The organism is Thermoanaerobacterales bacterium, assembly GCA_030019475.1.
In the GTDB taxonomy this organism is placed as follows: domain Bacteria; phylum Bacillota; class Desulfotomaculia; order Desulfotomaculales; family JASEER01; genus JASEER01.
In genome coordinates this window covers 1-21,216 of sequence record JASEER010000038.1, presented here as the reverse complement: position 1 = coordinate 21,216, position 21,216 = coordinate 1, and the positions used below count along the sequence as shown (strand labels likewise).

Annotated in this window: 18 protein-coding genes; 5 read left to right on the top strand and 13 right to left on the bottom strand. The window is 65.5% G+C overall.

Annotated features, from left to right (window positions below; genetic code table 11):
- On the top strand, positions 1–1,403 hold a 1,403-nt coding region (locus tag QMC81_09655), incomplete at its 5' end, for an FAD-dependent oxidoreductase (GenBank protein ID MDI6907728.1).
- 21 nt (positions 1,404–1,424) lie between these two features.
- Here the strand turns inward: QMC81_09655 and QMC81_09650 are convergent.
- Both QMC81_09650 and QMC81_09645 read right to left on the bottom strand, forming a co-directional pair.
- A complete protein-coding gene (locus QMC81_09650; protein ID MDI6907727.1) occupies positions 1,425–1,889 on the bottom strand; it encodes a hypothetical protein in 465 nt (154 codons plus the stop codon).
- 25 nt (positions 1,890–1,914) lie between these two features.
- A complete protein-coding gene (locus tag QMC81_09645) occupies positions 1,915–2,805 on the bottom strand; it encodes an SEC-C metal-binding domain-containing protein (protein ID MDI6907726.1) in 891 nt (296 codons plus the stop codon).
- A 348-nt stretch (positions 2,806–3,153) separates the two neighbouring features.
- On the opposite strand from QMC81_09645, the gene QMC81_09640 reads away from it, so the two are divergent.
- The 3 genes from QMC81_09640 (at position 3,154) to QMC81_09630 (ending at position 9,956) form a co-directional block, all read left to right on the top strand.
- Positions 3,154–6,291, top strand: coding sequence for an SNF2-related protein (locus QMC81_09640; GenBank protein MDI6907725.1), 3,138 nt, complete (start codon positions 3,154–3,156; stop codon positions 6,289–6,291).
- 125 nt (positions 6,292–6,416) lie between these two features.
- A complete protein-coding gene (locus QMC81_09635) occupies positions 6,417–7,994 on the top strand; it encodes an S-layer homology domain-containing protein (GenBank protein ID MDI6907724.1) in 1,578 nt (525 codons plus the stop codon).
- A 201-nt stretch (positions 7,995–8,195) separates the two neighbouring features.
- Positions 8,196–9,956 (top strand): PAS domain S-box protein, encoded by a 1,761-nt coding sequence (locus tag QMC81_09630; protein ID MDI6907723.1) that lies wholly within the window; start codon positions 8,196–8,198, stop codon positions 9,954–9,956.
- 79 nt (positions 9,957–10,035) lie between these two features.
- Here the strand turns inward: QMC81_09630 and QMC81_09625 are convergent, their stop codons facing one another.
- Both QMC81_09625 and murJ read right to left on the bottom strand, forming a co-directional pair.
- Entirely contained in the window at positions 10,036–10,683 is a 648-nt protein-coding gene (locus QMC81_09625; protein ID MDI6907722.1) for a hypothetical protein, read from the bottom strand.
- A 211-nt stretch (positions 10,684–10,894) separates the two neighbouring features.
- Positions 10,895–12,490, bottom strand: a complete 1,596-nt coding sequence (gene murJ, locus QMC81_09620) for a murein biosynthesis integral membrane protein MurJ (protein MDI6907721.1) — start codon at positions 12,488–12,490, stop codon at positions 10,895–10,897.
- A gap of 263 nt (positions 12,491–12,753) precedes the next feature.
- Here murJ and fabG point away from each other — a divergent pair, with 263 nt between their 5' ends.
- Positions 12,754–13,512 (top strand): 3-oxoacyl-ACP reductase FabG, encoded by a 759-nt coding sequence (gene fabG / locus QMC81_09615; protein MDI6907720.1) that lies wholly within the window; start codon positions 12,754–12,756, stop codon positions 13,510–13,512.
- Between the two features lie 92 nt (positions 13,513–13,604).
- Here fabG and QMC81_09610 read toward each other — a convergent pair whose 3' ends face one another.
- The 9 genes from QMC81_09610 to QMC81_09570 form a co-directional block, all read right to left on the bottom strand.
- Positions 13,605–14,108 (bottom strand): hypothetical protein, encoded by a 504-nt coding sequence (locus QMC81_09610; GenBank protein ID MDI6907719.1) that lies wholly within the window; start codon positions 14,106–14,108, stop codon positions 13,605–13,607.
- Positions 14,109–15,476, bottom strand: a complete 1,368-nt coding sequence (locus QMC81_09605) for an HD domain-containing protein (protein ID MDI6907718.1) — start codon at positions 15,474–15,476, stop codon at positions 14,109–14,111.
- A 1-nt stretch (position 15,477) separates the two neighbouring features.
- Entirely contained in the window at positions 15,478–15,939 is a 462-nt protein-coding gene (locus QMC81_09600; GenBank protein ID MDI6907717.1) for a MerR family transcriptional regulator, read from the bottom strand.
- A 211-nt stretch (positions 15,940–16,150) separates the two neighbouring features.
- A complete protein-coding gene (locus QMC81_09595) occupies positions 16,151–16,360 on the bottom strand; it encodes a hypothetical protein (GenBank protein ID MDI6907716.1) in 210 nt (69 codons plus the stop codon).
- An 89-nt stretch (positions 16,361–16,449) separates the two neighbouring features.
- Entirely contained in the window at positions 16,450–17,049 is a 600-nt protein-coding gene (locus QMC81_09590; protein ID MDI6907715.1) for a TetR/AcrR family transcriptional regulator, read from the bottom strand.
- 3 nt (positions 17,050–17,052) lie between these two features.
- Complete coding sequence (locus tag QMC81_09585; GenBank protein ID MDI6907714.1) at positions 17,053–18,228, bottom strand: ABC transporter permease; 1,176 nt, start codon at positions 18,226–18,228, stop codon at positions 17,053–17,055.
- 21 nt (positions 18,229–18,249) lie between these two features.
- On the bottom strand, positions 18,250–19,452 hold the full coding sequence (locus QMC81_09580) for an ABC transporter permease (GenBank protein ID MDI6907713.1): 1,203 nt from the start codon (positions 19,450–19,452) through the stop codon (positions 18,250–18,252).
- Positions 19,449–20,156, bottom strand: a complete 708-nt coding sequence (locus QMC81_09575; protein ID MDI6907712.1) for an ATP-binding cassette domain-containing protein — start codon at positions 20,154–20,156, stop codon at positions 19,449–19,451. Before QMC81_09575 ends, QMC81_09580 begins: the two co-directional genes overlap by 4 nt.
- A 1-nt stretch (position 20,157) precedes the next feature.
- A partial coding sequence (locus QMC81_09570; protein MDI6907711.1) for an efflux RND transporter periplasmic adaptor subunit occupies positions 20,158–21,216 on the bottom strand: 1,059 nt, incomplete at its 5' end.

Genomic DNA, 21,216 nt, shown 5'->3' with positions numbered 1-21,216 from the left:
TAGACGACGACGCTGTAGCGCGGGGCGCCATCGGCGGCAGCTTCGCCGGCTGCGCCGCGGCGCGGCAGGCCGCGGCGCGCCTCCCCGACGGCGCCCGCCTGCTCATGGTCGTGCCCGAGCGCGCCCTCGGCTCCACCGGCACCGTCGGCGGGCAGAACTTCTTCGACCTGCGCCGCTGGCACGGCCAGGTCGTCACCCGCGGCAGCCTCACCGAGTGGCTGGCCGTCTTCGGCCAGGGCTACCCCACCGGCGCCATGGCCGACCGCCTCTACCGCGACGTCGTCGCCGCCTACCGCGACCGCATCGACCTGCTCGTAAACACCGAGATCGAGACCGTCCGCACCGGCCGCCAGGGCGGCATCGAGAGCATCACCGTCTGCCCGGTACGCTACGACCCCGCCGCGCAGGCCATCGTCTGGGCTGGCCCGCCGACCCGCATCCGCGGCGAGGTCTTCATCGACGCCTCCGAGACCGGCCGCCTGGCCCGCCTGGCCGGCCTGCCCCACACCGTCGGCCGTCAGGACCTCGCCGGTGACCGCCACCAGCAGGCTGTCACCCTCACCTTCCAGCTCCGCGGCATCGACGTCGAGGCCGCCGGGGCCTGGCGCAGCCCGATCAGCGGTAAGCCCGAGTTCTTCTTCTCCCGGGACGCCGACGGCACCTGGGTCGGCTGGGGCGGCGCGAACTTCGTCTGGCGCGACCCGGTCATCACCGCCTACAACAACGGCCCCCATCCCTTCACCATCAAGGGCTACAGCATCGCCGAGAACACCCCCGGCGTCTGGTGGGCCAACGTCCTGCTCATGCATAACGTCGACGGCCGCCGGCAGGAACTGGACCGCGGCACCCCGCGCTGGCCCGACGACGCTCCCGAAGGCTCCGTCAGCACCGACCAGGCCCTCGCCGCCCTCCGCGCCGAGATCGCCAGCCCCCGCTTCCTGGCCGCCCTGCGCCGCTTCCCCGGCTTCGCCGGCGCCACCCTAGTCCGCGACGGCTCCGGCCGCCCCATTACGGCCGAGATCCTCTACCTGCGCGAGACCATCCACGGCCTGCGGGACGGCGGCTTCGCCCTCACCGCCGACCAGGTCCGCCACGCGCCGCCGCCCGGCGACATCCCTGAAGCCGCCGGCTCCCCGGGCCACATCGGCCTCGGCTTCTACTGGATCGACATCAACGGCTACCTCAAGGGCGAGCCCGTCCAAACCATGGAGGCCCCGCCGAACCCCGTCTACATCCCGGCCGACATCCTGACCAACCCGGCCGTACCCAACCTGCTCACCCCGGGCTACGCCCAAAGTACCGACAGCACCGCCTGGGCGGCCATGCGCGTCATCCCCAACCTGACCGTCTGCGGCGACGCCGCCGGCATCCTCGCCGCCCGTCGGGCGACCGCATCCTTTTAAGTTAAGTGCCTGACCCCTAACTTAAAACGGATCGAACGCGACCGCGTCCGTCCTGAAAAAGCCGAATTCCGCGCCGGCCGCCCTGACGTGGGCAGCGGCCTCGCTCTTTCCGGCGCCCTCCAGGTACGCGACATAGGCCTCCAGGGACTCCGGGTTTCTCCAGTCGAACACCATCGCCGGCTGCGCACCCGCGGGAAGCAGCTTCATGGCCGGACTGCCCGTCAGGGCCGTCACCGCCTGAAGGTACAAAAGCCTGAGCATCTCACGCTCCGCCGACAGCAGTCCGCTGTCCAGGCTGTTGATCATTGATTGCACCGCTTCCCTGAGCTCCCCGCCGGCATCCCGGCCTTCGCCGTCAAGCCACCCGTACAGTCTCTCCGTCACGCAAGCGACAAAGATGTCAAAGTCCAGGTCCAGCCCTTGATTGAAAACGACGCTCATTAGCTCGCCGAGGTGCCCTTCGCCGCCCGTGACTTCTTCCATCACGGCCCGGTACGGCCTGCGGCCGTCCTTAAACCTCCGCCAGGTCCCGGATATGGGCGGCGATGCCTAACAGGGCGCCCGCCACCGCATAGGGCGGAACGTCCAGGGGTATCGCCCCCTTAAGAATGGCGATAACGGCGCGCGACGTTCTTTCCCGGACCACCCGCGACCATTCCCGTTCCATAATCGGGTGCCGGTCAAGGAAATCTTCCACAGCCTCCACGTCGAGGGTCTTTCCTTCCTCCGTCAGTTGCTGCATATCGTTGAGCGCCGCGGCCGCCTCGTAGATGCACACCCTGAACACCGTCTCCCACAGGGGATTGAAGACGGCCTTCTCTTCCAGGCAAAAATGCAGCCCGAGGATGATGGACTCCAGTTCGGAGGCGGTCCATTCCTCGCCCCGCAGCAGGAACAATAAAGCCCACGCCATCTCCTCCGCCCGCTCCCGGTCGACCAACGCCGGCAGGAACTCTTCCATCAGGCGCTCAAACTCCCTCTCCGCCGTAGCCGGGCCGGCTTCCTCGTCCAACTCGTTGAGCGCCCTCAGAGCCTCCCACAGTTCATGGACCCCGAACATCCCGTCGCTCAGCATGTCCCTGGTACGAAGGAGCGTCGCCAGCGTTTCCAGGCGTGGCAGCAGCCCCGCAACGAACCCGTCCTCGCTTTCCGCCCCCCACACCTTGCTCAGTGCGTCGAGGGCCTCCTCGACCTTCCCGGGGTCCGGCGGCCTGTCGTCCTCGTCCGGCCGCAGGCCGCATGCCAGGGAGAGAGCGTCGAGCAGCGGCGGCTCCACCCAGTCCCAGCGCCCCCGCCACCTCCGCACGTACTCGTCCACCCTGCCCTTGCAGCAGCGCTTGTACTTCCTGCCGCTCCCGCATTCGCAGGGATCGTTGCGCCCGACTTCAAAGAAGTAAAACATGTCAGTCCCCCTCCCCGGCGTCAGCAACCGGCAAAACCCACCACGGACCATGGCTAACACTACAAAGCCCGCCGCTCAACCACCATTCCCTAACCCACCCGGTGCCTTAACGCCCGTCATTCCTCCACCGTGCCGGCGTGATCACCCGCAAGCCGGGAACACACTCAAAATGCCCGGTATCGCCCGTAACCAGGGGCAGCCCATGTGTCAGGCAGATCCCGGCAATAAAGCCATTCTAGCACTCCAATACTCGAGTATCAAACAGTAGTACTCTGACTCTTCTAACCCGTTGCCCCTGTTCCCTGCCGCATGGTAAACTGACAGAAAAAACGCCGGGTGAGTTTTCTCTTGTTAAACCCTTTAACGGCCCTCCGCCGGGCCGCTTCCCACTCCGTTTACGAACGGGGCCGGCTGTACCACCTTGCCGGCCGAGTGCTGGAATGGCACATCGAAAGAGACTTCATTGTCGGCACCGTCCTGGGCTCGCAACGTGCCCGCTACCATACCGCCCTCGCCTGGGACGGCCGCAAGTGGCACGCCCGGTGCTCCTGCCCCTACGACGGCTTCTGCAAGCACGCCGTGGCCCTCGCCCTGGCGGCCGTGAAAGACGGCGACGTACCGGCGCCCACCCCGCCCCCGCCGCAGCCGCCCGACTGGGAGCGGGCGCTGCGGCAGGCCATCGAGCCCGGGCCGGCCTTCACGCCCAGCGTCGGCGAGACCTACCTCCTCTACCGCCTGCATCCCGGCCCGCAGGGCGTCGCCATCAGCATCGCCCGGGCGCGGTACGGCATCCGCGGCCTGGGCAGGGAAACGCCGGTCAATCCTTGGTATCTCGAGACCTCCCTCCCGCAGCGTCCGACCCCGCTTGACAGCCACCTGGTCCGCCTGCTGGCACCCGGGCCGGCAGATTATGGCACCGGCAACGTCACCATACCCCCGGCCTACCTGGACACCATTCTCGAACTCCTGAAACTCCACCCCTTCGGCTTCGTCGGCGACGGGCGGGAACGCCTCCGGATGCTGAAGCCCCCGCTGACCGGCCGCGTGGCCTTCCGCGAGGAGCGGGACCAACTGGTGCTTGACGCCTCCCTCTTCTCGCCCGGCGGGGAGCCCGCGACCCTCCCCCCGGACGCCGTCCTGGCGCATGGCGCCCGTCTCTGGGTCTTCTCCGGCCACACCTGCCGCGAGATCGTCACCCCCGACAGCCCCGATCTGCTCTTCCTGGGGCTGAGAGAAAACAAGGTTGCCGTGCCGCAGGCCGAGCTGGGGCGGTTTCTCGCCCTCTACCTGCCCCGCGCCGGCGCCGCCGGCGACTCCGCCCTGCCACCCTCCCTCGCGGCGAGGGTCAAAAGTCGCACTCCGCAGCCGGTCCTCACCCTGCGGGAGGAGAAAAAGGTCCTGGCGGGTGAAGTCCGCTTCGCTTACGGCGGCGGTCTACCCGTGCCCCCGGCGTCCGGCGAGGGAGAGATAACGGAAGCCGAGGAGGAAGGCGCCGCCGTGTGGATCATCCGCGAGACGGCGGCCGAACGCGCCGCGCTGGAGCGCCTGGCCGCCTGCGGCGCGGCGCCGGACAGCGACGGCCGCTTCGTCCTGTCCGGGGAGGCGGCGCTGGACTTCCTGCACGACCACCTCCCGGCGCTTGCGGCGGACTGGGAGGTCTACGGCGAGGAAAAGCTTCGCCGCTACCGCGTCGCCCGTTCCGGGGCACGCGGCACCGCCCGCCTCACCTCCGGCATCGACTGGTTCGAAGTATCCCTGGAACTGGAAAACGAAGGGAGCCGCGCCACCGCCGCCGACCTCTGGTCCGCCCTGCGTACGGGGAGCCGCTATGTCCGCCTCCACGACGGGCGGCAGCTCAGGCTCCCGCCGGAGTGGGAGAACCTCCGCTCCCTGGCCGGGGACGCCGAAGCGGCGCGCATGGAAAGGGGCCGGCTGCGCCTGCCCCGCTGGGAGGCGTCCCTGGCCGCCGCCATCCTCGACGCCGCGGGGGAGGTGGCCGCCGACGACTCGTGGCACGACTTCCGCCGCCGCCTGCAAAACTTCCGGCAGATCGAGGACGCCGCCCCGCCCGCCGGCCTCCGGGCGACGCTGCGCCCGTACCAGCGCCACGGGTACAACTGGCTCCGCTTCCTGCGGGACTACGGGCTCCACGGCATCCTGGCCGACGACATGGGTCTCGGCAAGACGCTCCAGGTGCTGGCCGTCCTCCTGGCCGAGAAAGAGCGCGGCGCCGGGACAAGCCTGGTGGTGGTCCCCACCTCCCTGGTCTTCAACTGGCTGGACGAGGCCGGGCGCTTCGCGCCGGGCCTGCGGGTGCTCCCCCTCGTGGGCACCGGCCGCAAAGAGCGTTTCCAGGACATGCCGGCGCACGACGTGGTCCTCACCACCTATGCCCTGCTGCCCCGGGACGGGGAGGCGCTCGCCGCCCATGCCTTCAACTACGTCGTTCTCGACGAGGCGCAGCGCATCAAGAACCCCGCTTCCCAGACCGCCTGCGCGGCCTGCGCCCTGAAGGCGCGGCACCGCCTGGCCCTCACCGGCACACCCCTCGAAAACAGCCTCGACGAGCTGTGGTCCATCTTCCACTTCCTCATGCCGGGCTTCCTCGGCAGCCGGGAGCAGTTTGCCGCCCGCTACGCCCGCCCCATCCAGGAGGCGCGCAACCGCGAGGCCCTGGAGCGCCTCCGGAAGAGGATCCACCCCTTCGTCCTCCGCCGTACAAAGCAGGAGGCCGTCCCCGAACTGCCTCCCAGGAACGAAACCGTGCTCACCTGCGAGCTCGCCCCCGCCCAGCGGCGGCTCTACCGCGACGTGCTCCAGGTGTGCCGCGACAGGGTCATGGCCACCGTAGAAGAAAAAGGCATCGCCGCCAGCCACATCACCATCCTCGACGCCCTGCTCAAGCTGCGGCAGATCTGCTGCCACCCGCAGCTCCTCAAGGCGCCGGGGAATAAGGCGCACTCCTCGGCCAAGCTCGACCTCTTCCGGGAAATGCTCGACGGCATCCTGGCGGCGGGCAACCGGGTCCTGGTCTTCAGCCAGTTCGTGGAGATGCTGGCCATCCTACGGCGGGAACTCGACCGCATGGGCGTTCCCTACGCCTACCTGGACGGGCGCACGCCGGCGCGCGAGCGCGAACGCCAGGTAAAGGCCTTCCAAAAGGGAAACGGCGCCCCCGTCTTCCTCATCAGCCTGCGGGCGGGCGGCACCGGTCTCAACCTGACGGCGGCATCCTACGTCATCCACTACGATCCCTGGTGGAACCCCGCGGTCGAAACCCAGGCCACCGACCGTGCCCACCGCATCGGCCAGGACAAAAACGTCTTTTGCTACAAGCTCATCACGCGGGGAACAGTGGAGGAAAAGATCCTGGAACTCCAGCGCCGCAAACAAACCCTCGCCGCAAACCTGCTGGCCGGCGACCCCGCCATCGGGAAACACCTGACCCGCGAGGACCTGGAGGAGCTTTTCACCTTCGGCGCCTGACACACAGCCGGAACGATCCCCACCTTTAAGTAAGGGGTCAGGCCCCTTACTTAAAACGACCCCCACCTTAAAATCGTTCAAGCCCGGCCCCCTTCACGCCGATGACGAAAAGAGGGGGTATGACCATGCACCTTTTATCATTCTTCAAACCGCACCCGGGGGCCCGCCTCGCCGCCGCCCTGCTCGCCGTTCTCCTCGCCCTCGCCCTCGCCGCACCCCCACCGGCGCAGGCCGGCAGCGACGGCCCCATCGACTACGTCCGCGTCGACGGCCGCGCGGTCGAGGACGGCGAGACCGTTAACGTCACGGCCAACGAGGTCAAGATCCGCGTCGGCTTCGACACCGACACCGTCACCGGCCTCAAGATCGGCTCGGTGGCCTCCTTCACCTACACCAGCGGCGACTGGAAGGTCGACGACACCACCGACTCCAAGGTCGGCGCCTGGGTCACCGCCGGCCGCGCCGAGGTCGATCACTACCCCCTGCAGCCCGGCAAGAACACCGTCACCATCACCGCCACCGTCACCGGCGGTTCCCCCGGCCCGGGCGGCAACACCTTTACCGTCACCGTCAACTTCATCGACGAGCCCCTGGAGGACGCCTCCCACCGCGTCCCGGACATCACGGAGACCACAAAAATCCAGGCCTTCGACAAGGCCTTCACCCTTGACTTCGGGAAGAAAAACTACCTCAGGGACGGCAACGACATGGCCGACGACCAGTCCGTCCTCCTCACCGTCGTCGAAATGGACGCCCCGCCTCCGGGCTTCATCGCCAAAAGCCCCGTCTACCGCCTGACCCTGGACGACGAGGACTACACCCTCGCCCACCCGGCCACGATGACCATTACCTTCGACCCCTACACCTCCACCGGCGCCGCCGCCGAGTTGACCGTCTACTACACCCCCGACCCGGACGGCGACTTCGACGACCCGTCCGCCCTCAACCTCGGCGGCCTCGTCAAGGGCAACGCCGTCACCGTCAACCTCAGCGGGCCCATCGAGGGCTGCTACGCCGTGTGCGCCGCCGCCACCGACTTCCCGGACTTCGCCCGCCTCGGCTGGGCCTACCACTCCGTCATGCCCCTCTGGGCCAAGGGCGTCATGGAGCAATACAACACCCGCTCCGACCCCTGGCGCTACGGCTACCGTTTCGACGTCGGCGCCGGGCAGTTCGGCCTCTTCCTGGACGGCTCCGGCGTCTCCGAAGTGAAGATCAGCCGCGGCGAGTTCACCGTGATGATCGTCAAGGCCCTCGGCCTCCCGACCGGCGACCGCCCGCCCGGAGTCACCTTCCGGGAATTCAGTTACGTCGACGCCTCCTACCGCCCGTACCTGGAGACCGCCGTCGCCCGCGGCCTGCTGCGCGGCGCCCCCGACGGCAGCTGCCCCGTCATGGGCTACGGCGCCACCCTCACCCGCGAGCAGGCGGCCGTCCTCCTGGCCCGCGCCGCCGAGCTGAAGGTCGACACCGACCTGGAGAAGGTCGACGCCGCCCTGGCCAAGGCCTTCGGCGACTACGCGGCCAACCCGGACGTCATCGCCCCCTGGGCGCGCCCGGCCGTCCTGGCCTGCCACAAGGCCAAGCTCATCAACGGCATCCCCATCGGTAACCAGTACCACTTCCGCGCCCGCGACCCGCTCACCCGCGCCCAGGCCGCCGCCCTCGTCCACCGCCTGATGGTCAACAAAAAGCTGCTCTAGGGCCTTGTTTATACCCGTATAACCGTAGGGGCGCAACTCCTATTTTAAGTTAAGGGCCTGACCCCTTTCTTAGTGCCGCTGCAGAAATCTTTTTCCAGGCCGGTCGAAAGCAGCAGGAGCAGGAGATAAAATGTCGAATGTTCCTTATAGTTTTCATTCTTCCGCCCCGATTGCGCAAAACGGCTCCCGGGGGAAAGAGCCTTGCACGAACACAAGAAACACGACCAGGATCTTGAAACATTCTACCGTACCGTCTTCGAGAACACCGGCAGCGCGATCTGCGTCCTGGAGGAAGACGACACCATCTCCCTGTGCAACGAGGAGTTCTGCCGCCTCACGAGATACCCGCGGGAGGAGATCGAGGGGAAGAAGGACTGGCCGTCATTCGTCCACCCGGAAGACCTGCCCCGCATGCGCGAGTACCACCGCGCGCGCCGGCGCGATCCCCTGAGCGCCCCCCGCAACTACGAGTTCCGCCTGTTCGACCGCCACGGCGGGTCGAAACATATCTGGCTCACCGTCGCCCTCATTCCGGGCACGAACCGCTCCGTCGCATCCCTCCTGGACATCTCCCCGATCAAGGAGAAGGAGCGCCTTCTGCGCCTGGCCGAGCAAAACTACCACAGCATCTTTGACAACGCCGGCGACGCCATCTTCATCCACGACGCCGAAACCGGGCGGATCCTGGACATGAACCCCCGGGCGTGCGAACTGTACGGCTACACGTGCGAGGAGGCGCTCCGCCTGGGCGTGGAGGGCCTGAGCGCCGGCCGGCCGCCGTACTCCCGGCGGGAGGCCATGGAACGCATCAGAAGCGCCGCCGCCGGGCCGCAGCTCTTCGAGTGGTTGGCGCGAAAAAAGAGCGGCCGGGCGTTCTGGGTGGAGGTCGACCTGAGACGCGCCGCCATCGGCGGGGAGGAGAGAATTCTGGCCTTCGTGCGCGACATCACCGCCCGGAAGAAGGCGGAGGCCCGCCTCGCCCGGGAGCAGGAGCGGTTCCGCGTCACCCTGGCCAGTATCGGCGACGCCGTCATCTGCACCGACCGCGCAGGGCGCGTCACTTTCTTTAACCATGTGGCCGAGCAGCTCACCGGCTGGCCCCGCGCCGAGGCCCTGGGGCGCCCCCTGCCCGCCGTCTTCCACATCGAAAGCGAACTCACCGGCCGGAGGATGGCCGATCCCACGGCGCGTGTCCTGCGGGAGGGCGTCGTGGTCGGCCTGGCCAACCACACCCTGCTCGTCAACCGGGACGGCCGGCGCATTCCCATCTCCGACAGCGGCGCGCCGATCCGGGACGCTTCCGGCGACATCCTGGGCGTGGTGCTCGTTTTCCGCGATGAAACCGAGCGCCGCCGGACGGAGCGCGAGCGGAAAGAAGCGGCGGAGAGGCTCGCGGGCCTCCTGCAGAACAGCATCCAGGCCATGGCCCGCCTGGTGGAAATGCGCGACCCCTACACGGCGGGGCACCAGCACCGGGTGGCCGAGCTTTCCTGCGCCATCGCCCGCCAAATGGGGCTCGCCGAAGAACGGATCGAGGCCCTGCGGATGGCCGCCCACCTGCATGACATCGGGAAGATCGTCGTGCCGGCCGCCATCCTGAACAAGCCGGCCCGCCTGGGCCGGGAGGAGATGGCCCTGGTCGCCGCCCACCCGGTGACGGCCTATGAAATACTACGGGAGATCGACTTCCCCTGGCCGGTGGCCGACATCGTCCGCCAGCACCACGAGCGGCTCGACGGCTCCGGCTACCCGGACGGCAGAAAGGACGACGGAATCCTGCTCGAAGCGCGCATCCTGGCCGTGGCCGACGTGATCGACGCCATCACCTCCCACCGCCCCTACCGCCCCGCCCATCCCCCTGAGGCGGCACTGGAGGAGGTCATCCGGCACCGGGGCACGCTCTACGACCCCGCCGTGGTCGACGCCGCCCTGGCCGTGTTCCGGGGGGACCTGCACCCTTAAACAAACCTGCCGGTCCCCCCCCCCAGCCAAAACAGCCCGCCTCTTCTCGAGGCGGGCTGTTACTACGGCCAAACTCCGCTCAGTTTGTTTCCTCAGTCTGCCCGGCAGCAGGCGGGCCAAAGGGCGGGCCCAAACGCCCAAAGCCTTCGCGCTGCGGCGCATTCTGCAGCCTCTGGATCATCTCGTCGGCCCTATCCTGTGAAATTTTGCCATCCTTCACCGCCTGCTGGATGGCCTGGATCCTGGCCTCCACCATCTTCTTGTGCAGTTCGTCCGCGGTGACCCCTTTCTCCTGGGCGATCTCGGAGAGCTTCTTACCCTGCTCCAACTCGGTCTGCAACTCGTCAACGGTCATCCCCAGGGCCTCGGCCACCGCGTCGAGGCGCCCGTTGCCCATCAAGCCCGCCTCGTGGCGCCCGAAGGGACGGGGCCCGAAGGGACCGAAGGCCGGCTGGCCCGCCTCGATTTGGGCCTTGATCTTCTCCGCCTGGTCGGAGGTCAGCCGGCCCTGCTGCACATCCTCATCGATCATCTGCAATTGGGTCTGCTTGACGGCGTCCGTCAGCTTCGCCTGGTCGATGCCCAGGTTTGCCGCCAGTTTCTCCAGGAAGGTCTGCAGCGGCCCGCGCTCGGCGGAGGTGTCGCTCTGTGCCAGGGCTACGCCCGAAAACAGCGCAGCCGCCAGGAGAACAGCCGCCAGTGCTATCCCAACGATTTTTCTGTTCATTACGGACTCCCTCTCTCCTTTCGACGTGGGTTACAGGTGTTCGGCGGGGCAAAGGGCCTGTTCGCACATCCCGGCTTTTCCACCTCCTCGCAGCAAGGCTTTATGTCGTCATCCCCATGACAGATTCTAAAACCCTGTTGTTACAAAGATGTGGAAAAGATGTGGCGAACAAACGAAAGATTTGTGACGGAAGTGGAGAGGGCCCGACCCCTTACTTGTGACCACGCCGCACAAGCCCATAGAAAAACTCCAGGTCCCGCACCCGCAGCGCCAGGCACAGCGCCGCGTACACCGCCCCGCCGAAAGCAATCAGCCCCACCAGCCGCGCGCCCGTCGCCGCGAAGTCCCCCAGCGCCCCGCCCCCGAGCGCGCCCGCCAGCCCCGCGAACAGCGCCGCCCCGGCCCCGCCGGCCAGCGCCCCGTCCGCCCGGGCGACCGCCAGCCCCATCAGCCCCGCCGCCAGGCACACCTTCCCCGTCTCCAGGGCCAGCCGCCGGCCGCCGAGCCGCCCCAGCCGCCGCCGCAGCCGCCACAGGAGCAGCGCGAAGCCCACGAAGGCCGCCGCCGAGGAGGCCAGCGCCAGCCCACCGAGGCCCATGACCCGCACCAGGGCCAGGTTCAGCCCGACGTTCACCGCCACCGCCGCCACCCCCGTCCAGGTCGGCGTGGCCGTGTCCTGCATGGCGTAGAAGGCGCGGTTTAAATAGTCCCGCCAGACGATGAACAGGATCCCCAGGCTGTAGAAGAGGACCGCCGTCCCGGTCATCGCCGCGTCGACCTCGTCGAAGGCCCCCCTCTGGAACAGGAAACGCACAAAATCGGCCCGCAGGACAATGAGCCCGACGGTCATGGGGATCATCAAAAAGCCCAGCACCGACAGCCCCCGGACCAGCGTCTCCCGGAAGGCCGCCGCGTCCCCCACCACGCTGTGCCGGCTCAGGGACGGGTAGAGCACCGTCACCAGCGGGAAGGCGAAGAGTCCCACCGGCAGGTTCAGCGCCTTCTGCGCGTAGTTCAAGGCCGAGATGCTCCCCTCGGCCAGCCCCGAGGCCAGCATGCGGTCGACGATAACGTTGAGCTGGTTCGCCCCCACCCCGATGATCACCGGACCGGCCAGGGCCAGCATCCGCCATAGCCCCGGGTGGCGCCAATCGAAGAACGGCCGGTAGGGAAGCCCCAACCGCGCGAAGGTCGGCAGTTGGATCAGAAACTGCGTGGCGATGGCCACCAGCGTCGCCACCGCCACCCCCTCGATCCCCCACCAGCCCCCGGCCGGCAGCACCGCGGCGATGATGATCACGTTGTAGGGGATGCCCACCGCCGCCGGGGCGGCAAACCGCTGGTGGGCGTTCAGGACGCCCTGCGCCCAGCCGGCCAGGCCCATGAAGACCACCGCCGGCAGCATCACCCGCACCAGCAGCACCGTCAGCTCCGCCTGCTCCCCGGCGAACCCCGGCGCCAGCACGCGCACCAGCCAGGGCGCCAGCGGCCATGCCACAACCACCGCCAGGCCCAGGAAGAGGAGCATCCCGTGGAAGGTGCTCCACAGAAGCCCCGCCAGTTCCCCCCGCCGTCGGGGGTCGTGGATGTACTCCGCGAAGAGCGGGATGCCCACCGTGGTGATCGTCGACCCCACCACCCCGAAGAGCAGTGCGGGAATGATCATCGCCACCAGATAGGCGTCCGTCGCCCCGCTGGCGCCGAACACGGCGGCCAGCGCCGCCTCCCGTCCGAACCCCAGGACCTTGCTGACAACCGTAATGACGACGACCACCGCCGCCGCCCCCGCGATCCGACCGCCGTTCAAACCATCCGCTCCCCCATGGCACCGGCGAGGCGGGCCTTAAACGCCCGCCCTTCACCACGTTCCATCGCCGTCAAAGGAGTTCTTTGCCTCCAGTATATGCCCCCGTTCCTTCACCGCACAAGACCTCTAATGGTAGGTACCGGTATGCTCTCCCGCCGGGCGCGGATGCGGGACGAGCCGCCCTTCTTCGGTGAAGAGGCTTTTAACGCGTGCCGCTTAGCAATAAAATAGATGACAGACTTATCGCGGGAGGCGTTACACCCATGGGAGAAATCAGGGGACTGGCCGGACACGTGGCCCTGGTTACGGGCGGAAGCAGGGGCATCGGTGCGGCCATCGCCCGGGCCCTGGCCGTTAACGGCGCGGATGTGGTCGTGAATTACCGCCTTTCCGCCGACGCCGCCGCCGGCGTGGTCGAGGCCTGCGAGGAAAGCGGCGTCCGCGCGATCGCCGTGCGGGCGGACGTCACGCGGACGCAGGAAGTGGAACAGCTTTTCGCGACGGCGGAGCAACGGCTGGGGCCGGTGGATATCCTTATCAACAATGCGGGCGTCTCGCTGCGGGCACTGGTCGCAGAAACCAGCGATGAAGACTGGGAGCGGGTAATGGACGCGAACCTGAAGAGCGCCTTTCTCTGCTGCCGCCGCGCGCTGCCGGGTATGATCCGGCGGCGCCACGGGCGGATCATCAACATCGCCTCCGTCTGGGGGCTGACGGGGGCCGCCTACGAAGCCGTTTACGCCGCCGCCAAGGGGGGTCTCGTCGCCTTCACCAAGTCCCTGGCGCGGGAAGTCGGCACCGCCGGCATTCTCGTCAACGCCATCGCGCCGGGGCCCGTGGAGAGCGATATGCTGTGCCGCGAACTTGGCCCCGCGGAGCGCGCGGCCCTGGCCGACGCCATCCCGTCCGGCCGTCTCGGCCGTCCCGAAGACGTGGCCGCCGCCTGCGTCTTTCTCGCCTCGCGGGAAGCTTCCTTCATTAACGGGCACGTCCTGCGCCTGGACGGCGGCTGGCTGCCGTAGGTCAAGTCGGTACGATCACGCTTTTCCGCCAGAGCTTCCGGACGCTTTCCGGCAAACCGGATTGTTCGCGACAGGAGGGGGGATGATCCGGGTTAGAACAACTCCCACGCCACTAAGTCCCTGAAAGCCTTTCCAATCTCCTCGCTACGAAACTTGCCGCCCTTAGCCTTTCGTACTTCCCTAACGGCATCTTCCTCTTCGAACTCCTTACCGATTCGCTTGGCCGAAGTAGCCAAAAAGTGGGTGGTCGCATACAACTCCAGTTTCCAAGGCGGCATACTGCCAAAGCATTTGTCAAGTTTCTCTAGCTGAGCACTGTAGTCATTGATTTCACGTGAATGATCCTTGAGATACTCCTCCAGCGAAGCGCCTTTCTCAAGGACATTGTCATCCCTCTCTAATAATAGGCCGGAAGCGATCATATCAGAATGTTCAACAGCTACTTCGTTGCTGTAAGGACCATAAAGGTACATGCTGAACGAACAATTGATGGGCATCTGAAGCGTGCGACTGAAGTACGCCAGTTTTTGAAAAGCCTTCTTCCCCCGTATGGGCCGTCGAGAAGCAATAAAGGCTAATGGTAAACGCAGGTCCATTTAACTCCATCCCTCCTCAATCTTCTTAACCTTCGATCTAATCTGGTTATAGTGTTGGTGACACCAAGCCGCAGCATCCTTCTTGTATTCCCTTGGCACATAAAAACGTACAATATTGATGTGTTTCCGTGACAAAAGTTTCAAGGGAAGTGATAACTCAAATATGGTTTCGTACTGGTCAGGGTTATTCTTATCCTGCACAGTGATACTGGCATATCTTCGTTCGCTTGCCTCCGCCTCATCATCTTCGAACTTCTTCAGGTCAAAAAGGGGGTTTGTCGGCAACGTCCTTGCCTTATTATCAACAAAGCCATCAGGATATTTCTTCTTAAAAAGCTTTTCCAGTTCGGAAATAACAAAGTAGCTTTCAAGGCCTGCATGGTGAGGTGAGGTAACAAATGCTTCCGACAAATGGTCGCGTTCGTAAATCCTACGCGCCCACTCATTATCCTTACGTTTGGACTTAATGGCCTCCAGGACAGTGCTGTCGTCAAGCGCCAGGTAGTTTTCCAAATTGTCCGGAGAAGGGAAGATCCCACCGTACCCCATCTCCGACAACCAATCCTTCAAAAAACACGAAAGGTAGTAGTCATAGATACGCCTCGTCTTATGGAAATACACCTGAATGAACATCCAGTACCGGGCGAAGATCAGTTCCTCCACGGCCTGGATCCCGTCTGAATCAATACCCAGCAACCAAACGCCGGTTTCCCGCTCCGCGTCCTCTGATCTCCCTTCACTGCTTTCCAGTGCTGGGATAACTGTGATGGTATCAAGAATCCGATGCAAGTCATACTGCCCATAGCGTACCCCACAGTAGTGAGAGTCCCGGAGGAGATAGTCCAGCTTATCAGCGTCCGTTTCTCCACCAATTATCCTGCCTAAGAAAACCTTATCGCCCGCTCCTAGAGGATACCCTTCCAGGAGGGCTATTACTTCTTCAACCTTAATATCAGGAAAGAATTCTTCGATGAGCGGTCCAAAGTATTTACGGATGATGGCCACCGAGTAGTGTCCATGCTTCAGTCCCGGAGCAAAGCAATCCTCGCCGGCGTGTGAAAAAGGGGTGTGCCCAACATCGTGTAGCAGAGCTGCTAATCTAACAAGCTGGGTGAGACGCTTGTACTCGTCCTCGTTGAAGTAGTCACGCACCAGTTTGCGCCGGTAAAGGCGCTCCATCATTTGACTGGCGATATGCATTACGCCGAGGCTGTGCTCCCATCGCGTATGAGTTGCGCCGGGATAGACCTTATACGTCATCGCCAATTGGCGAATTCTGTTCAGCCTCTGAAAAACTTCGTGTTTGATCAGAGCCACCTCAGACGCTTTGAGTCTAATCATGCCGTGGATTGGATCCCTGACAAACACATCACCCAAAGGACTTGCCCTCCATGGCCTGGTCTGTCGGCTCCTCTTCCTCGTACACCAGTCTGCAGACTTCCCCGGACATCTGGCCCACATTAATATTCCAAACCAACTGCCCTCGGCGCAGAGTATCGACCATTACTACAGGGTCATCCGTAATTACGAAAATGCTTCGTCCGTCCGTCATAAAAATCAGTTCCGACAAAGGCGTGACTACTTGTGGAAGGTGTTCTCGTAGGTAAGCAAGGCTTCTCTTGATCTTCTGAAGGCTCACTCCCATATCTTTCAGTTGTTTTGCCGCTTTCAGGCAAACCAGATCACGGAAGCCGTAAAGCCTTTCTGTGCCTTGCCCATTGGCTTGGACAAGGGTGGGCTTAATGAACCCGCTCCTATCCCAGTAGTCAAGCTGGCGATAAGAAATGCCAACCAGCCGGATGACGTCCCGGGATCGAAATCCTTCCCGCACGACTCTGTACAATCCCCCCATACCTTAATTACAGCTAGTGTAATTCTCCACTCATTGAGTAAATCCTTCCACCCAGAATAATCTTTCGTTGGTCGAAAGTTGTCCAAAACTTCATCCTTCCCAGCGGCGCAGACTTCAGCCGCGCCCCTAGGGCCGTCACGCAACGTGTTCCTTCCTAGCGTAGGGGCGGACCACCGCGTCCGCCCGTTGCCTACCAAGGGATCTTGTTCATGTAGTCCCCCCGCAGGAGCGGCGTGAGCCTGCTCCGTAACGGCTCCGGCACGTCCTTCAGCTTCAGGTTGTCGACCTTCAACACGTCCACGGTGTCGACCTTAAGCTTTATGGCCGCTTCCCGCGCCGTGAGCCCCTGGTTCTTGCGCAGTTCCTTCACGGTCCGGTTCTTCAGACCCCAGCCGAACACCAAGCTCACCTCCTGTATTTCGCGTCACCTCTTCCCCGATCCCCCAGGGAAAACCGGCGGTTTCCCGTCGCGCTCCCGCCGCTTTTAAGTTAAGTGCCTGACCCCGAACTTAAAAGGCCGCGGAGGAGGATGTTTTCGAGTTCGTCGCCGATAAGGTCCCAGTCCGCCGGCCCCGGCCGGCGGAAGAAGTGCAGGGCGACCATGACGGTCATGCCGAACAGGGCGCCGCAGACCACCTCGCTGTCCCGGGCGCGGAGGACGCCTTCCGCGATGCCCCGGTCGACGATCTCCTCCAGCACCGTGTAGTAATCGCCGATCATCTGCTGCAGTTTCTCCTGGCGGGCCGTAGTGCCCCAGGCCTCGGTGAGGACGATGAGGCAGACGTCGCGGTACTCCCGGAAGAACCGGAGCTGGGTCCTGAGCGCCCTGCGCAAAGCCCGGCCGGCGTCCTTCTCGCCCCGCACGGCCCCCCTGACGCGGTCCTTGAGGATGGCCATCCCTTCCTCGACCAGGAAGAGGAACAGGTCCTCCTTCCCCTTGAAGTAGTAGTAGACCGTCCCCTTGGCCACCTCGGCGGCCTCGGCGATCTCGTCCACCGTGGTCTTCTCAAACCCCTTCCGGGCGAACAGCCGGGCGGCGGCGTCGAAAACCCTGCGCTTCTTGTCCGGATCAAACGGCGTCCTGCTCATTTTTTACCCTCCGCTCAAATCTCCGCCCTTCCCTCTTATCCGCCGCGTGCCGGCCACCGCCAGGGAGACGAAAACCAGTGCCAGGACAGCCAGCATAACGAAATCGCGTGCCAGCACGTCCCAGCCGCACCCCTTCATCGTGACGGCCCGCGCGGCGTGCGCCAGCCAGGTCACCGGGAAGAGCCAGCCGGCGTACCGGAGACCCGGCGCCATGGAATCCGCCGGCCAGGTGAAACCGCTGCCCAGAACCATCGGCAGGTTGAAGAGGCAGATAACCATCGTCGCCTGCACCGTGTCCCGGCAGAGGCTCGAAACCCAGTACCCCAGCCCCACGACGGCCAGCCCGAAAAGGGCGAAGGCCGCCCACAGCAGCATGATGTTCCCGTGCATCGGGAGCTGCAGGAAAAAGTGGGCCCCCGTGAGGACCAGGCCGGCGTTGCCCAGCATTATCAGGTAATAGGGCAGCACCTTGCCGGCAAACACCTCGGCATTGCTCAAGGGGGACATGGCGAAGTGGACCCACGTATTCCGTTCCTTCTCCCGCGCCAGGGTCAACCCCTCGGCCAGCAGGCAGGTCTGCTGAAGGGCGATGACAATCAGGACCAGGTAGAGAAAATGGCAATAATTATAGGTCGGATTATACCGGGACTCGCCGACGAACTTCACCGCCTCCAGGATCCGCCCGGCCCGGGCGGGCTCAACCCCGGCGGCGATCAGCGACCCGGACATGAGTTCGGCGCCGAGGGAGCGGTTGATATCGGTGACCGCCCGGCGCAGGTTGTAGGCGTAAATGAGGTTCGTTCCGTCAATCTCCACCGCCACCCGCGCCGGCCGGCCGCTTTCAATGTCCTGCTCCAGGTCTTCGGGGATGATGAAACAGGCCCGCACGGTTCCGGTCCGCAACAGCCTTTCCAGCTCCGCCCGTTCCCCCGCCATGTGGACGATATCCATCCGCGGGCCGGCCTCGATCATCTGCACTATCCGGCGGCTGGTCGGAGAGCGGTCCTGGTCCCAGACGGCCACCGGGATGTGCGTCAACAGGCCGGCATAATAAACCAGGCCGAACAGGCCGAGATAGAGGAACACGGCTCCAAAGGCGATTAGGAAGAGGAACCTGTCCCTTATGATGGCCAGCCACTCGACATAAGCAATACCGGCGATGTTACGCAACGTCCGCATATCCGGTAAGACCTCCGGCGACTACCCGCCGATCCGCAGGCGAATACGGTAGAGAAGGGCGTTCAGCGGCCGCTCGCGCTCCCGGACGGCCAGCAACACCGGCACCAGGCACACCGCGCCGAGGAGGCCCATGTACAGGATGCAGGGGCCGGCCGCTTCCCAGCCCGCGCCCTTCATGGTGACGGACTGGAAGGCGCTCAGGTACCAGGTCAGCGGAAAACACTCCGCGACGCCCCTGACGATGGGGTGCATGGCTTGCAGGGGCCAGGTGAACCCGCTCAGGATGAACGAGGGCATGGCCATCACCATGGCGAAGCGGATGGAGTCGATACGGTCCGTGAAGCTGGAGATCAGGACGGCCAGACAACTGACGGACACCAGGAACACGAAGGTGAGCAGCAGCAACAGCCAGAGATTCCCGTGCATGGGCATCCCGAAGAGCCCCGCTCCCATCAGGCAGATCATCCCCGCCTGGACGATGCCGACCGCCAGGTAGGGCAACACCTTGCCGGCGTAAACCTGCCACATGGCGACCGGCAGGGCGCGCCACTGCGGCCAGGTGCCCTGCTCCTTCTCCCGGGAGACAACGGTCACGATCCCCAGCAGGTAGGTCTGCTGCAGGATATACAAGCTGAGCCCCAGCAGCAGGAAATAGGCATAGTTGTAGGTGGGGTTGTAGCGGGCGGTGATAGGGAACTGCACGGCCTTGAGTATCCGCTCTACCCGGTCGGTCAAAAGCCCCCCGGACAGCATCATTTCGGCCCGCAGCCTGGCGGAGAGATCCTGGACGACATCTCCCACGGCGCCGCCGGCCACGTTGCAGAAAATCATGTTGCTGCCGTCGATAACGGTCAGGATCCGCGTCGGCTCTCCCCGCGCCACCGCCCGGTCGAAGTCCTCCGGGATGACCACCGCCACCCGGACCTTCTCGGCCTTCAGCCAGCGGCTGATTTCCTCGTAGTCCCGGGCGTAGGCCGTGATCCTCAGGTCCTCGTCGGCGGCCACGTGGTGCACGACCTCCCGGCTCAGGGGGCCCCGGCTCATATCCAGGACGGCGGTGGGGATGCGCACCAGGACCTGGTCCCCGTAGACCCCGGCCAGAAAGAGGTGCATCAGGAGGGGAACGAGCAAAAAGATCACGGCCTGGGTGCGGTTGCGCAACAACTGCAGGCTCTCCACGTACGCGATCCCGATAATCGATCGCAGGGTCCGCCGCAGGTTCATCGCCCGACCTCCGGCCCCTCCGGCCCGGGCCGGCCCCCTTCCTCCCCCGTCGCCCACAGGAACTCCCCGGGGTCGTCGCAGACGGTCAGGCGGCCGCCGTCCAGCAACGCCACCCGGGCGCCGCCGCCGGCCAGCGCGGCCGCCTCATCCCGCCGTCCGGTGGCCCAGACGCAGGCGTTGCCCGCGGCGACATAGCTCCGGACGGTATCGGTAATGATCCGGCTCGACTCCGGGTCGCCCCGGAAGAGGATGTCGTCCACGAGAAGCAGCCGGGGCGCGGCCACCAGGGCGCAGGCCAGGGCCAGCCTGCGGCGGGGGCCCCAGGGCAGGCGCCGGACCCTGTCGCGCCACACGCCGCCCAGGCGCAGTTCCGCCGCCAGTTCCTCCATCCGCCGGCGCAGCGACCGCCCGTCCATCCCCCGTATCAAGCCGGCGGCCTGCAGGTTCTCCCCGGCGGTGAACTCAGGGAAGAGGCTCTCCTCCTGCATGACCAGCCCGGTCTCCCACCGGCCGCAGGTCTCCACCCTCCCGGAGGAGTGGGCCTGGATGCCCGCCAGGATCGAGATCAGCACGGTCTTGCCGCCGCCCGAGGGGCCGTAGAGAACGAAGAGGTCCCCCGGAAAGACCTCGAAGCTCACCCCGTCCAGGACCAACCGGCCGTGAATGTACTGCCTCAGCCCCGACACCTTGACCAGCGGTTGCATCTCAGTCACCTGCCGGGAACCTCACCTTCGCCGTCATACCCGTCTTCAACTCCAGGTCCGGGTTGGGCACGTCCACCTTCACCTCGAAGGCGCGGATATCGGTGTCGTGCTGGTCGTTGACCGCCTTCTCGGTGGCGAACTCGCCCGCCGGGTTGATCCACCGGACCACCCCGTCGAACTCCCGTCCCGGATGGGCCTCGGTGGTCACCTTCACTTTCTGCCCGGGCCGCACCCGCCCGATCTTGCTTTCACTGACGTAGACCCGCACCCGGGTATGCTTGAGATCCGTGATCCTTATCACCGGGGTGCCCGCGCCCACCGTCTCTCCGGGCTCCACGGGCCGCAGGGTCACGATCCCCCCGAGAGGGGCCTTGAGGGTGGCGTTGTTGAGATACACGAGCGCTTCGTCGTACTTGGCCTGCGCCAGGGCGACCTGGGCCCGCGCGGCGGCCGCGTCGTCCTCGCTAAGGCTGACCTGCAGCCGGCCGGAGCGCGCCTTCTCCAGCGCGGCCTCGGCCTGGGCCAGCTTGCCCTTCGCCGCCTTGTACTCGGCCTCGGCCTTGTCCCTCTCCTGCGCGCTCACGGCGCCGGCGTCGTAAAGGTCCTGCATCCGCCGCCAGGTGGCCTCACAGACATCCAGGTTCGCCCGGGCCTGCTCCACCGCCGCCTCGGCCTCCTCCACCTGGCTCCGCGTCACCCCGCTCTGCAGCCCTACCGAGGCCTCGGCCTTGGCGAGCTGGGCCTTCGCGGCCTCCAGAGCCGCCTTCGCTTGGGCGACCTTAACCTTCAGCTCGTCGGTCTCCAGTCGGGCAATGACCTGCCCCCGCCGCACCTCGTCCCCCTCGTCGGCCAAGAACCGCTCCACCTTGCCGGCCACCTTGAAGGAGGCCATGACCTCGTCGGCCTCGACCATCCCCGTGACTTCGAGCGTCTCCGCCCGCCCGGCGAGGAGCTGCTGCTCCCGCAGGTGCAGCAGGCCGAAGAGAACCAGGCTCAGCGTCAGAAACCCGACGGCCAGGGCGATGACCAAGCGGTAGGGGTTTCGGGGACGGCCGATAAC

What these genes read in the sequence shown, in the direction of transcription:
- fabG (MDI6907720.1), top strand. Translation starts at nt 12,754, where the DNA reads ATGGGAGAAATCAGGGGACTGGCCGGACACGTGGCCCTGGTTACGGGC.
- QMC81_09590 (MDI6907715.1), bottom strand. Translation starts at nt 17,049, where the DNA reads ATGAGCAGGACGCCGTTTGATCCGGACAAGAAGCGCAGGGTTTTCGAC.
- QMC81_09610 (MDI6907719.1), bottom strand. Translation starts at nt 14,108, where the DNA reads ATGGACCTGCGTTTACCATTAGCCTTTATTGCTTCTCGACGGCCCATA.
- QMC81_09575 (MDI6907712.1), bottom strand. Translation starts at nt 20,156, where the DNA reads ATGCAACCGCTGGTCAAGGTGTCGGGGCTGAGGCAGTACATTCACGGC.
- QMC81_09635 (MDI6907724.1), top strand. Translation starts at nt 6,417, where the DNA reads ATGCACCTTTTATCATTCTTCAAACCGCACCCGGGGGCCCGCCTCGCC.
- QMC81_09625 (MDI6907722.1), bottom strand. Translation starts at nt 10,683, where the DNA reads ATGAACAGAAAAATCGTTGGGATAGCACTGGCGGCTGTTCTCCTGGCG.
- QMC81_09645 (MDI6907726.1), bottom strand. Translation starts at nt 2,805, where the DNA reads ATGTTTTACTTCTTTGAAGTCGGGCGCAACGATCCCTGCGAATGCGGG.
- QMC81_09580 (MDI6907713.1), bottom strand. Translation starts at nt 19,452, where the DNA reads ATGAACCTGCGGCGGACCCTGCGATCGATTATCGGGATCGCGTACGTG.
- QMC81_09585 (MDI6907714.1), bottom strand. Translation starts at nt 18,228, where the DNA reads ATGCGGACGTTGCGTAACATCGCCGGTATTGCTTATGTCGAGTGGCTG.